12 protein-coding genes are annotated in these 13631 nt (G+C 42.2%); 5 read left to right on the plus strand and 7 right to left on the minus strand.

All coding sequences use genetic code 11. From position 1 onward, the window contains the following. Nucleotides 1–8 precede the first annotated feature (8 nt). The 3 genes from QMG11_RS02955 (at nucleotide 9) to QMG11_RS02965 (ending at nucleotide 3846) form a co-directional block, all read left to right on the plus strand. Nucleotides 9–803 (plus strand): ATP-binding cassette domain-containing protein, encoded by a 795-nt coding sequence (locus QMG11_RS02955; RefSeq protein WP_281833326.1) that lies wholly within the window; start codon nucleotides 9–11, stop codon nucleotides 801–803. A gap of 217 nt (nucleotides 804–1020) precedes the next feature. Continuing rightward, entirely contained in the window at nucleotides 1021–2379 is a 1359-nt protein-coding gene (gene trkA, locus QMG11_RS02960) for a Trk system potassium transporter TrkA (protein WP_281833328.1), read from the plus strand. Nucleotides 2380–2388: 9 nt separating this feature from the next. Next, nucleotides 2389–3846 (plus strand): TrkH family potassium uptake protein, encoded by a 1458-nt coding sequence (locus QMG11_RS02965; protein ID WP_281833331.1) that lies wholly within the window; start codon nucleotides 2389–2391, stop codon nucleotides 3844–3846. Between the two features lie 111 nt (nucleotides 3847–3957). On the opposite strand, the gene QMG11_RS02970 is transcribed toward QMG11_RS02965, so the two are convergent. From QMG11_RS02970 to QMG11_RS02985, 4 genes are all read right to left on the minus strand, one after another. Next, a complete protein-coding gene (locus tag QMG11_RS02970; RefSeq protein WP_281833332.1) occupies nucleotides 3958–5124 on the minus strand; it encodes an iron-containing alcohol dehydrogenase in 1167 nt (388 codons plus the stop codon). Between the two features lie 285 nt (nucleotides 5125–5409). Further along, nucleotides 5410–5700, minus strand: coding sequence for a hypothetical protein (locus QMG11_RS02975; protein WP_281833334.1), 291 nt, complete (start codon nucleotides 5698–5700; stop codon nucleotides 5410–5412). Between the two features lie 154 nt (nucleotides 5701–5854). Further along, nucleotides 5855–6820, minus strand: a complete 966-nt coding sequence (locus QMG11_RS02980) for a PTS sugar transporter subunit IIC (RefSeq protein ID WP_281833335.1) — start codon at nucleotides 6818–6820, stop codon at nucleotides 5855–5857. 86 nt (nucleotides 6821–6906) lie between these two features. After that, entirely contained in the window at nucleotides 6907–8754 is a 1848-nt protein-coding gene (locus QMG11_RS02985) for a PTS fructose transporter subunit IIABC (protein ID WP_281833336.1), read from the minus strand. Nucleotides 8755–8951: 197 nt separating this feature from the next. Here QMG11_RS02985 and QMG11_RS02990 point away from each other — a divergent pair, with 197 nt between their 5' ends. Continuing rightward, nucleotides 8952–10058, plus strand: coding sequence for a replication initiation protein (locus tag QMG11_RS02990; protein ID WP_281833338.1), 1107 nt, complete (start codon nucleotides 8952–8954; stop codon nucleotides 10056–10058). A gap of 261 nt (nucleotides 10059–10319) precedes the next feature. Continuing rightward, nucleotides 10320–10727: a hypothetical protein gene (locus QMG11_RS02995; RefSeq protein WP_281833340.1), complete on the plus strand. Its 408-nt coding sequence runs from the start codon at nucleotides 10320–10322 to the stop codon at nucleotides 10725–10727. 106 nt (nucleotides 10728–10833) lie between these two features. On the opposite strand, the gene QMG11_RS03000 is transcribed toward QMG11_RS02995, so the two are convergent. The 3 genes from QMG11_RS03000 to QMG11_RS03010 all read right to left on the minus strand — a co-directional run bounded on the left by QMG11_RS03000 (nucleotide 10834) and on the right by QMG11_RS03010 (nucleotide 13611). After that, nucleotides 10834–11256, minus strand: coding sequence for a hypothetical protein (locus QMG11_RS03000; protein WP_281833341.1), 423 nt, complete (start codon nucleotides 11254–11256; stop codon nucleotides 10834–10836). Nucleotides 11257–11509: 253 nt separating this feature from the next. Then, entirely contained in the window at nucleotides 11510–12082 is a 573-nt protein-coding gene (locus QMG11_RS03005) for an HD-GYP domain-containing protein (protein WP_309302078.1), read from the minus strand. Next, nucleotides 12076–13611, minus strand: coding sequence for a transporter substrate-binding domain-containing protein (locus QMG11_RS03010; protein WP_281833342.1), 1536 nt, complete (start codon nucleotides 13609–13611; stop codon nucleotides 12076–12078). Before QMG11_RS03010 ends, QMG11_RS03005 begins: the two co-directional genes overlap by 7 nt. Nucleotides 13612–13631 lie beyond the last annotated feature (20 nt).

Below are 13631 nucleotides of genomic sequence, written 5' to 3' on the forward strand. Positions count from 1 at the left end.
TGAAGAGGATGGAAAATATACTTGAAATTAGAAATTTAAAGAAGAGCTTCGGAGGTTCTAAATTATTTAAATCCAGAAATCCCAAGGTAGCTGTGGACAATATCTCCTTTGAGATAAAGAGGGGAGAGGTATTTGGTCTCGTGGGAGAATCGGGATGCGGTAAATCCACTACGGGAAATCTCATAAGCAGGCTCCTCACTATCGACAGTGGAGAGATAATCTATAGAGGAAAGAATATCTCAAGCTTAAAGGGACGAGGTCTCAAGAGCATGAGAAAAAATATCCAGATGATCTTCCAGGACCCCTACCACTCCTTAAACCCTAAAAAAACTTTAGGGTGGATCTTAATGGAACCCATGATAATTCACAATCTCTATACCAGGGAGGAGAGAAATAGAAAGATCCTGGAGATGCTGGAGATAGCTGGTTTTGACGAAACCTTTCTAAAGAAGTATCCTCATGAGCTTTCTGGAGGACAGAGGCAGAGGATAGCAATCCTCGCAGCTCTTATGTGTGAGCCTGATTTTGTCATAGCAGATGAATCTGTATCTGCCCTGGATGTGTCTGTTCAGGCACAGATATTAAACTTCATGAAAAAACTTCAGAGAAAGATGGGATTGACCTACCTCTTTATATCCCACGACCTAAATGTAGTTTACTATATGTGTGACAGGATAGCAGTGATGAAGGATGGAAAGATTGTTGAGATAGATGAGGCGGAGAGGTTGTATACCAACCCAAAGCATCCCTATACAAGGGCTCTTTTAGAGGCGGTTCCAGGTAGAAATCAAATAGAGGATTAGCTTACATAAGCTAATCCTCCATTTTTTATTTTAAGCTATATTACCGCTCCATTTTCTTATCACTTTATTTTAAAGTGCTACTTCCTCCACTGTTTATAGTCAAAATTATAGGTGACAGAGTATAGCTTTGAAGGAAGTAGGTATAAAGATTTGAATAGTAACCAAAGAGAAAGATTTATATACCACCTAAATAATAATGATGTTTAGAGGAGACCATATGAATATAGTGATTGCAGGGGGAGGAGATGTAGGGATCAAGATCGCCCAGAAACTTATCTATGAAGGCTACAATGTCACCCTCATTGAAAGAGAGGGAAACCTGATAAATATGTTAAAAAACAAGTTAGATGCCATGATAATTAAGGGGGATGCTACAGATGTGGCTACCCTTCAGAGAGCGGATATTTTAAATGCCACCCTCTTTATAGCTGTCACAAGCACAGATACCGACAACCTGGTAGCCTGCAGCCTTGTAAGAAGGATGTGCGGAAGCACTATAAGTATCGCCAGCAAGATCAATGAATACAATCAGTTTTTCTCCCACAAGGAAGTTTCCCCAAAGGATTTTGGTATCGATGCTACTATCACTCCCTGGGAGCTCACTGTAAAAAAGGTAATCGAACTCATTCATAACCCGGATATCTTTGAAGTTGCCAACTATGCTGGAAGTATGGCTCAGATGGTAGGGGTAAAGGTAGGGAAGGACTTTCCATATTCATCCACTCCCCTCTTTGAAGTGGCTCTGAAGGACAGTATGCTTACACGTATAAGGCTCGTTGCCATCCAGAGAGAGGGGGATATAATTATTCCAAGGGGAGAAAGCAGGATCTACCCCAACGATAAACTGTATTTTGTGGGAAAAACAGATGTGGTGAAGGAGGTAGTTAAAAAGTACTTCTCCCTAAACATCAGTCTGGATAACATAATAATAACAGGGGGGAACAAGAAGGTTGTTAAACTTGCCAAGCTTCTTGCCAAGCTCAAGAGGACGGTGACCATTATAGAAGAGGATAAAAGAAGGTGCCGGGAGCTCTCTGCACATCTGGAGGATGCCCTTGTGATAAACGGACTGGCAACGGACAGAAACCTCTTAGATGAACTGAAGATGGAAGATTCCTGCGTTGTAAATATGAGCAACGACGATGAGTACAATATCCTTTCATCATTTATGGCCAAGAAGTATGGGGCATCTAAAACCATATGCATGATAAAGCATAGCTCCATTGTAAGTGTAATAAATAACCTGGCTCCTATAGATACTGTGTTTTCCCCCCATGCTCTTACTGTGGGGGAAACCCTTAAGCTAACGAGAAAAGATGATTTATTTTCCGTATCTCCCTTTACAGAGATAGAGGCGGAGACTATCGGAATAAATATTACAGAAGAACTGTCCATCCTGGGCATTCCCCTTAAAAGTATTCCCCTCCCTCCCAAAACCATAATCGGAGTAATCATAAGGGGGGAAGAGGTTATCATCCCCACGGGAGAGGATACAGTAATGCTGGGGGACAGAATAGTTATATTCCTTCTTTCCAGCGAGATCTATGAAGTCAAAAGAATGTTTTCCAAAAGGTAGTGAGTGCATATGAACTGGAAACTAATATTAAAGATTCAGGGATTTCTCCTGATTATACTGGCATCCATGATGGTAGCTCCCCTCGCCTTTGCTCTCTACTACAGGAGTTCCGATATTTGGGCACTATCTATATCGATGTTAATAACCTTAGCCCTGGGTACCTCCTTTATCCTTGCCTTTAAATCTCAGAAAAGGATCGGTACAAGGGAAAGCTTTGTATCGGTATCCATGGGATGGATTCTGGCATCTGTATTTGGGGCACTGCCCTTCTACCTCCATGGTTCCTTTGGTCCCTATATAGATTGTGTCTTTGAGGCCATGTCGGGATTTACAACAACAGGAGCTACAATTCTCACAGATATAGAGGCAATCCCCAAGGGACTTCTCTTCTGGAGAAGTCTTACCCACTGGCTGGGAGGGATGGGGATAGTCCTTTTGACCATAGCGGTTCTTCCTACTCTGGGTATGTCTCCAGGACTTCTCTACAGGGCAGAAGTGCCAGGTCCCATAAAGGATCGGCTGAAACCAAAGATCAAGGATACAGCCAAAATACTCTGGCTCATCTACCTCTTCATGACCCTCTTGGAGACCCTTCTTCTTATGGTAGGGGGAATGAATCTCTACGATGCTCTGTGTCATACCTTCGGTACCCTGGCAACAGGAGGATTTTCCACCTATAGTGAATCTGTAGGTGGTTTTAAAAGTACCTATATAGAAGTGGTTATTATTATATTTATGTATCTTGCCGGGATCAACTTTACCCTTCACTTCTACCTGGTACAGGGAAGGTTAAAGGATTTTTTTAAGGATCGTGAGTGGAAGTTTTATACCGGGGTGCTTGTAACTGGAGTAGTCCTTATATCCCTCAATCTATATTTTTCAGAGCTGCCCCTGTACAATGACAGCTATATGAGGTCTCTGCGGGACTCTGCTTTCCAGGTTGTTTCTATAACCACCACCACAGGTTATACTACTGCAGATTTTAATCTCTGGCCCTCCTTCTCTTCCCTTCTCTTGGTATTCCTCATGTTTCTGGGGGGATCTGCCGGATCTACAGGAGGAGGAATAAAGCAGATCAGAGTTCTTATTATCTTAAAGCACCTGTGGCATGAGGTCAAAAAACTTGTATATCCCAGAGCTGTCTTCTCCCTCAAGGTGGGAGATCAGATAATAGATGAAGATATTGTAAAAAATGTTCTGGCATTCTTTATGTTTTTCATCCTGTTCTTTGCAGGAATCACACTTTTTCTGGCTTTCCAGGGATACGATATAGTCACATCCTTTTCTGCTTCCATTGCAACCTTGGGAAATATTGGTCCGGGACTGGCAAGGGTGGGAGCTGTGGAAAACTATAGCTTCTTCGACCCCTACAGCAAACTTCTGCTTATCTTTGCCATGCTTCTGGGAAGACTGGAGATCTTCTCGGTTCTGATCCTCATGTACTCCCTAGTGACAAGAAAAAGATAGGCTTCCAGGTAGCATCTGAGATAAAAAGGCTAAGCTTCCTTAGAGAATAATAAAGAAAGCTTTTCATAACTAAAAAAGAGCTGACCTAAGTCAGCTCTTTTTCTTAATCTCTTAGAAGTTTACCTTCTCACCGTAGTAAACAGCTTTGAACAGTTCCTTCATCTCCTCCACAGAAATATCTCTTGGATTTGTACCTGTACATGGATCTGCTACTGAAGTTCTAGCGATCTCATCTAAGTTTGCCAGGAAGAACTCCTCCTCTACTCCAAATTCCTTTAGAGAGTGTGGCATATTCATCTGTGTTCTCAGGTCCTTAACTAGCTTTACTAGTGATTCTACCAGTTCCGCCTCTGTAGTACCTGAAAGACCGATGTTCTTAGCTGCATTAGCATACTGTGCTCCTGCTACCTTTGCGTTGAACTCAATTGCGTATGAAAGGTAGATTGCATTTGCCAGTCCGTGGGCTATATCAAGAACTTTTCCAGTCTTATGAGCCATTGAGTGAACTATTCCAAGAATTGCATTGGAGAATGACATTCCTGCAAGGTTCTGTGCAATGTGCATATCCTTTCTAGCCTGATCCTCTCCATTGTATGACTTAACCAGAGTCTCAGCTATCATCTCTATTGATTTCATAGCAAGGGCATCTGTAAATGGATTTCTTACCTTGGAAACATATGCTTCCAGGGCATGAGTTAGTGCGTCCATTCCTGTGTTTGCTACAAGTCCCTTAGGCATCGTCTGTACTAGGTTTGTATCTACAATCGCCACATCTGGAGTGATGTTATAGTCAGCAATTGGATATTTGATGTTAGTTTCATTGTCTGTGATTACAGCAAATGATGTAACCTCTGTTGCTGTTCCGCTTGTTGTAGGGATTGCAATGAACTTAGCCTTGTTTCTTAGCTCAGGTAGGTTAAATGGCTTTGCAGCCTCCTCAAATGTAAATGTTGGGTGCTCATAGAAGATCCACATAGCTTTAGCAGCATCTATTGGTGATCCTCCACCGATTCCGATGATTGTATCTGGCTGAAACTTATTCATAGCCTCTACACCCTTCAGAACTGTAGCTACTGAAGGATCGTTTTCCACCCCTACAAAGAGCTCAGATTCGATTCCAGCTTCCTTTAAGTATTCAACTGCTCTAGGTGCTGTTCCATCTTTAACCAGTCTCTCTGAACCGATAACGATCATAGCCTTGCTTCCCTTGATTGTTTTTAAATGTGATAGTGCGTCCTCTCCGAAGTATAGATCTCTTGGTATTGTAAATCTTTGCATCTTGTACCTCCATATATAAATTAATTTTTTTAATAACCTGCCTCTCGACTACCCAACCATTATAAAACACAAACCAAGATCCGTCAACAATTTTTGTTCTGTATAAAAACACTTTGTTTTGTATCCGTTATCGGATGTGGTAAGATCTTATCAGATCTGATAAGGTCCTCTCATATCCGATAAGAAATTTTTTTAATTTTTTTTACTCCTACCATGACTTTTAGAGTAAAAGAATGAAAATTCATGGCAATAATCTGTATAAAAAAAGGAGCCCTTCAGCTCCCTTTAATATCTTTGATTTTTTTTCATTACTACTCCAACCCCTAATTGCCTGAGCTCCCACCTTTCTCCCTCTCTCAGAATATGGATATCGTGTAACTGCTGATCTGAAAATCTGCCGTGCTTCTCATACTTATCTATAATATCTATCCTTCTCATATGATAGTCTATCTCCGATCTACTCCCTTCCCTTGCTACAGCATAGTACTCCGATTGAAACTCCGGATAATCATTGTAATAACCCTCTATGGCTATAAGCAGTGGAAGGGCAGTAAGAAATATCAATATAAGCCTCACCCTTCCTCCTCTCCTTCTCTATCAATTCATTCATAATCCTAATTATAGCACCTGTACCCGGCGTAACCTTTATAAAGCTTTTAGTTTTATGTATCTTTCTCAATATTAAAAGGAGACCTCCGGGTGAAAGGTCTCCTTTCTTTTACTTTAAGAATTATTTAGCTTCTCTAGGCTTTAAAATCCATATAAGGAGATTGGTCAATACTATCCCCACTAGAGTGGCCAGGAGAAACCCGCCCCTCTTATCTATAAAGGGAAGCATAATAAGACCACCGTGGGGTACACGGCTTCCTACCTTTAGATAGGCCGCTATCATTGCCGTCCCAGCTGTCCCCATCATACTGGAAAAGATTAATTTTATGGGATTTCCTACCAGGAGGGGGATCGCTCCCTCAGTAATGCCACTCACTCCCAGTATGAGAGCTATAGCCACCGATTCATCCCCAGACTCACCCCCTCTGTTTAAATACTTATAGAGGGCCATGGATAGTGGTGGGACTGCTATTGCAGTGGTCACCACTCCCATTATATCCGTTCTTCCTGCACTGAGAAGGTTTACCCCGAAAAAGTATGCCACCTTATTTATAGGTCCTCCCATATCTGTGGATATCATCACTCCCAGTATGCCTGCAAGGATAATTATACTCCCCTCACTAGCTCTCTCTAAAAGGCCCATGCTGCCGTCAAAGAGCTTAACCAGAGGTAGGGAGCAGAGAAATAGTATCAGCCCTGTTGTTATTGTTATTAACATGGGGGAAAAAAATATTGTCATAAAGGGTTTCCATGCCAGGGGCAGATCCAGGGTCTCCAGCTTATTGCTGAAAAATCCTACCAGGCCTCCTGCAAGAAGTCCTCCTACCATCCCCATTCCCAGAGAACCAGAGTAGTAACCTACCACTGCAGCAGGAACCATAGAGGATACTCCTCCCATGGAGTACACTACAAATATAGAGAGCATCGCAGGGAGAAGCTCAAAGGCTCCCCCTCCAAGCTTCCCAAATATCTCAACATCTGTACCTATATATAGAGCACTACACACTCCTCCAATAATTGCCAGAGGTATTATCCTAGTAAAGACCTCCAGCAACCCTTTCTTCAATATCATCCCTCTACTCTTCATCTCTCCCCCAATGTTTCCAAGCTTTTAGATTAATATACCACTAAAAACCATATAGCACAATGAAGGATAGGTCTGCCGTTTTACTTCTAAAGGCTGATTTCCTGCTTTCTTGCCTTCAATACTGAAGTAATAGTAGCTGTTACCAGAGATCCCACTACTATGGCAACTACAAAGAAGATCTTGTTGTCCACCACTGGAAGAACTATAAGTCCTCCATGGGGAGCGTGGTCTGCTACTCCTCCCATGGCTGCAATAACTGCACCTATTCCGGCACCAATCATATTGGCAGGTATTACCCTTAGAGGATCTGCTGCGGCAAATGGGATTGCTCCCTCGGTAATTCCGATACATCCCATGGCAAGAGCTGCCTTACCAGCTTCCCTCTCATCCTTCTCAAACTTTTTAGGAGCCATAAGTGTTGCAATTCCCATTCCAATTGGCGGCACACATATTGCCACTGCTATTGGTCCCATTACCGTAGATACCCCCTGGCTGATCATGCTGGCCCCAAAAAGGAATGCTACCTTATTTACCGGTCCTCCCATGTCAAAGGCTATCATAAGTCCAAGGATTAGAGCCAGCCCTACAGATCCCTGCTCCATATTTTGAAGAGCTGAGGTCATAGCCTCCATGACTCCGCTGATAGGTGTACCTATTATCCCCATAATAAGCCCAACAAGACACGTTGAAACAAGGGGAATTACAAAGATCGGCATTATCGCCTGAAGGGTTTCTGGAACCTTCCAGCTCTTTACCCACTTAGCTATATATCCCGCCGCAAAACCGGCTGCTATACCTCCCAGGAACCCTGCTCCCAGTTTATTGGCAAGTGCTCCTCCCACAAGTCCAGGAGCCAGTCCAGGTCTATCAGCTATACTTACAGCTATATACCCTGCAAGGATAGGTACCATGAGTCCAAAAGCCTCTACTCCAAGGTCCAGCATCTGCTTAAAGAATGGATTGGTTACAGCAGCTCCCTCTCCGGCCTTTACTCCAGAAAGTGCTATTGAAAGAGCTATAAGCACTCCTCCGCAGACCACAAGGGGAAGCATGTGGGATACACCGTTCATCAGGTGCTTGTATACTCCCTTCTTTCCGTCAGTCTTTGACACAGTCTCTACACTTGCCTTGCCTCCCTGATAGATGGGAGACTCCATACTCTTCTCTATAAGCTCCTTGGGCTTACTGATTGCCTCCTTTACAGATGTCTGTATAAGAGGTTTACCATTAAACCTTTCCATCTCTATCTTCTTATCTGCAGCTACAATAACTCCTGCTGCATCTCTTATATCCTCTGAAGTAAGGACATTCTTTGTTCCCACAGATCCATTGGTTTCCACCTTTATCCTTACTCCCATCTCCCTTGCAGCTTTATTAAGGGCATCTGCTGCCATATATGTGTGGGCTATTCCAACCGGGCAGGCAGTTACTCCCACTACATACTTTCCTGTATCTGCTACGCTGCTCTCCTCATCCTTAACCTCATCCATACGAGCTATTACCTCCATTACCTCTTCAGATGCAGAAGCCTTTAACAGCCCCTCTCTGTACTCGTCCTCCAGGAGCCCTGTTGTGAGTTTTGACAATGCCTCTATATGGGTATCGTTGGCTCCCTCGGTAGCTGCTATCATAAAGAACAGGTTTGACGGCTCACCATCCAGGGAATCATAGTCTACCCCCTCGGTGCTTCTTCCAAATACTATTGCAGTTTCCCTTACTGCACTGGACTTGGCATGGGGAATAGCAATTCCTTCCTCTAAACCTGTGGAGGATATCTTCTCCCTCTTTAACACCTCGTCTCTATATGCATCTCTGTTATTCAGCTTTCCCCTTCTGTCTAAAAGGTCCACCATCTCCTCTATAACCTCTTCCTTACTTCTTCCCTTTAAAGAAGTTATTATCTGATCCTTAGCTATTAAATCTAAAATCCTCATAGCTCCTCCTTTTTTATCTCGTTTTACAATCTTTTTATACTTTAATCCAACTTTTTAGTCAAATTTCGTAATTTTAAGGTGTTTTTTCGTCTAATTGCTGTTAAAATTAAAATATAAAAAATTTTAAACGGTGTTTTTTCGTCTAATTTACAGGTTTTTTTGATAAAAAAATATAAAAAAATTTTAGGAGGAGTAATTTGAAGGAGAATTTCCCCTTAAATACTGCAGAATATCTGTGTATTGCATTTAATAAGAAGCTAAATAAACAGGAGCACCGTCTTCTCCTCTACATATTAGAGAGAGGGGAGGATGGATTTTATATCTCCCTGGAGGAGCTAAAATCCATCACCAGGGTGGCCAATCCCCAGATGAACCTCAAGGTTGTAAGGGGACTTTCTACCAAGAGGGTGGGCTACTCCCTCACTGTTCAGGGAAAAAACTTAGAGGGAGAGTTTTCCCCTGTCTCCTCCTACTTCTTCGATGGAGAGCTCTTTCATCTCACTACAGCAAGGGAACTCCTTCCCCACCACCAGTTTACCCTTCTCTTTAGAGAGGTCCATCTGCCAACCTTTATAAAGCTCCGGCAGAGGGGAACCCTCAAGATCTATGAGAGGTTTGTGAAGACCCATATGGAGAGCAGCAAACTCACCTTTGATATAGATGAGTTAAAGGCACTCCTTGAGGTAGAGGACAAGTACTCCCGTTTTTACGACTTTGAAAAGCATGTTTTAAAGAGTATATTAGATGAGTTAAACAGCTTCACCGAGTACCAGGTTTCCTACAATAAGATAAAGAAGGGAGAGGGGAAAACCAACAGGGTAATAGCCCTGGAGTTTGAGTTTTCCAACAAGGAGGAGATCCTTGCCAGGGAGCAGACCGAGGAACTTGTGGGGGTGGCCCGGGACAGGATCAAGAACTTTTCCAATACCTGGGAGCTTATCTACAGATCCATAAAGAAGAATGGTTTTGAATTTACAAGGGATACCCTGAAGTACAGTATGGGAGGAGGAGTTAAGGATTTTGAAGCCCTCCTGGAAAAGGCCATAGAGGAGAGAACGGTCCTCACCCTGAACAAGCCTGTCTATGAGTACACCGCCCTCATAGATAACCCCGGAAAGCTCAGCTCCCTGATCTACAACAAGATGATCTCCTACAACCTCCAGTACTCCCTAAATATCTCATTTTTAAACTTCATCAGAAAGGTTAAAAAGATTAACTCCATCACATACAAGGATAGTGACTATGAGATAAGGGTAGACTATACAGACCCCTCAAGGGGAGGTTTCACCATATGGAAGTTTTAAAAGCTGCTTAGAGCAGCTTTTTTACGGAAGCATGGATAAATTAAAAATAATAAACTCCCCACCTTACCTAGGGTAATCACTTCCAACAAACCATATATATACCGATAAACAAAGTCCACCCTTAAGATCACCTAACTCTACCTGCTACAGCCCCAAGCCCAATTAAAGGGAACATCTTATCACTATCCACAAAAATTTTATTGAAATCAATATCGAATTATGAAATAATAAGCCTATCAAAATTTCAGAAGAGAGGTAGAGATGAAAAAAACACTGGCAATACTAATGATAACAGGCCTTATGGGGCTAACTGCTCAGGGAGCCCAGTACAGAGACGGAGTGTATAGAGGTAACTTTATAGACCGTGGAGAGACTCAGGCCAATGTACAATTTGAATTAAAGGATGATACAGTTGTAAAAGCCAAGTACAGAGCCCTTGCATTTAAAGGACAAAACTATATGGAGAATAAGAAGCTTGCCAAGGAGAGAGCAAAGTATGAGGCTGCTCTGAAAAGTACCATAGGAAAGAATATCAACGACGCTCTAGAGGATCTATACTACCCTGAGAAGATTGAGATGGCAGGAGCTAGTGTAAGAAGTAATAAGATAAGATCCTCCTTCCAGGATGCTTTAAACAGAGGGGCTTATAAGATAGTTAAGGAAAAATAGATAAAATTTAAAGGGAGCTTTATTTAGAGCTCCCTTTACTATATAAAAATATTAAATAACTTAGTAGGTTAGTTACCTCTCTTAAAAAGTACCATCTCAGGATAAACTACCCCTTCCAGTACCTCTTCAATATCTTCTCAAGCCTCTTATCCTCTAAGAATCCATTGACCTCAGGACTTATCTTCGTCCCCAGCTCTCCCAGGATCTTAAATTCATCTGAGAAGTAGAAGTAACTTATTATCTTGGCCTTCTCCCTATCTATCAATACAGATACAAGGGATCTCGTAAATAAAAACAGCAGATCGTCTTCATTGATCTTTTCAATGCTGTCCTTACCATGCCACAGTCTGTCCTTACCATTGAAGTAGTCCCCCTCTATCTTTATATTAATAACAGTCTTCAGATAGGAGTTATAAAAATCGATAAACCTGATTAGCTGAATCTTTATCTTGTAGGACTCAAATACATAGGATCCGATGAAAAAAATTATAAACACCACATATAGAAATTGTAAGGTATAACTATTCATAATAACCACCCCATTTAATAAGCTATTATTTCACTTCCAAGGTATAAAACACCCTCAAACCCACCAATATATCGATAACAGTATTCTTTTTTTGATCTTAGTGTACAGTTAATTATCATTAATTATAGAATACCACATTAATAGGATATTGACAATATGCACATACCTATATATAGATATACCAATAAATGCTCAATCCCCTTTTCCCCTTCAATAAAATTGTTGAAAAAATCAAGATTTTTTCAGGTCCCTTTTAAACCATGCTATCTTCAGTGTATATCTCCTCAAACTTCCTGTGGTTGTCTAGAAAGATATCCACCAGTAGGGGATCGAAGTGCTCCCCCCTTTCCTCCTGGATAATTTCTATGGATCTCTCGTGGGAAAAGGCCGGCTTATAACTTCTCTCCTGCCTTAATGCATCGTAAACATCAACCAGAGCCACTATTCTTGCTTCCAGAGGAATCTCATCCCCCTGAAGCCCCTCAAGGTATCCCCCTCCATTCCACTTCTCATGGTGGTAGCGAACTATATTTTCAGCCACACTTCCCAGCCTAGCGCCGCAGATCAACTCATATCCTGTAGCCACATGTTTCTTCATGGCTTCAAACGCTTCCTTGGTAAGCTTCCCCCTCTTCTTTAAGATGGAATCGCTAATGGCAACCTTCCCCACATCGTGGAGGGACGCAAACTTACCTACCTCATATATAAATCCCTCTGAGCATCCGTATAGCTCCGCCAAAAGTTTGGAGTATAGCCCTACCCTGACTATGTGCTCCCCTGTATCCTCATCATTATATTCATTGGATTTTTCCAGTACACCTACAATGGCAAGGCCAGAGACTGGTTTTTCTCCAGTTCTAAGTTCCTTTCCTGAAGATACTTATTCTTCTTCCCCACCTGTGCCACTGAAAAGCCCAGATAGAGGAGAATCAATATCCCCCCTCCCGTCCAGAGGGAGAGTGTTCTCAGCCTTACCTCTAAAAGCACTGGTGAAGCCTGAACCTGCTTTCTCATCTTCTCCATCTCAATGGTACTCCTTCTCAGGGAAAGTGCCTTACTTAAGATGGAGTAGAGCTCCTCATTGCCCTCAGGTACTCCTAAACTTGTGGTAATCTTCTTCAGGGTCCCCACCCTGTGTATATCCTTGTGATTGTTGCTCTGAAGATAAAAATCTGCAAGATCCTCCCTCATGACAAAGTAATCTATCTCCCTTTTCTCCAGGGCAGATATTACATCCTTAAAACTCTCAAAGGACACTACCCGACCAAGCTCTATATTCTCCCTGAGATACTCCTCCTCCCTGAGTCCCTTTAAGGTAGCAATTCTTTTTCCTTCAAGGTTTGTAAGGGTTTTTATACTTCTTATATTTTGAGAGTATACAGCAATTTTGTACTGATAGATTGGTTCAGTGTACTTATAGTTGTTCCTTTTCTTGCCTATTTCATCTAGGGTAAAATCATAGTCCTCCTGAGAAATTTCAATAGGTACTCCGATTAGCTTTGAAAAACCCGAGATAAAAAATGAAGCAGCCCCCTTTCTGTAGCTGAGGGCTCCCGGCATAGTTAATAGTTTCAGCTCCTCACTGCCCTTTACCCTTAGTTTTTCCTTTCTCTTCAGCCACTGCTCCTCCTCTGGGGTAAACCTCAAATTTTTTCTCTCTCCCCTTATGGAGTTAGACATTATAATCCTTCTCAGTTCACCGTTTCTTTCAAGCTCCCCCAGAGTATATTTTAAAATATCAAAGAGATAGCCTCTATCTCTGGGGATCTTCATCCTTACCTTAATATCATAGGCGGCTGGAATAAGGGTCCTGTGCATGCCTTGGAGGAGACCTTTTATCTCAACCTCCTTTGCCGCTTCACTATCTAGGATCAGTCCATCATATTCTCCTCCTCTATACTCCTCTATCTGCTTCCCCAGAGTTAGGAGCCTTCTGTTTTCTCCAATGCCCAGATTTTCAACAAGCCTCTCCTCAAGGCCACGGGATATAATCCTCATCCCTCTCACTTCCCTGAAGGAATCGATCCTCTCCCGAGTATAGAGGTAGAGACCTATATTCAAATAGGGATCTGTAAAGTAAAACTTCTCCCCATCCGACTCCTCAAAAATGGCTGAGGTAGCTATAAAGTCTCCCTCCCCCCTCGTGCACCTGATATCTATTCCATACCTCTCCCTGACTCTTTCCAGTAAATCTGGAACTATACCAAACTCATCCTCTTCATTGTAGTAGAGTCTGCCTTCATCTCCAGTTACACTTCCATAAAAAATCCTGTTACGATTTTCCAGCAGCCAGAGCTCTAAAAATATCCTTTTATGAAGGATAAACAGGCTTAAGACCAGTACAGATACTATCATCTATCTCTTTCCTCTCATAT

Origin of the sequence: Propionigenium maris DSM 9537, assembly GCF_027925155.1 — a bacterium.
Lineage (GTDB): Bacteria > Fusobacteriota > Fusobacteriia > Fusobacteriales > Fusobacteriaceae > Propionigenium > Propionigenium maris.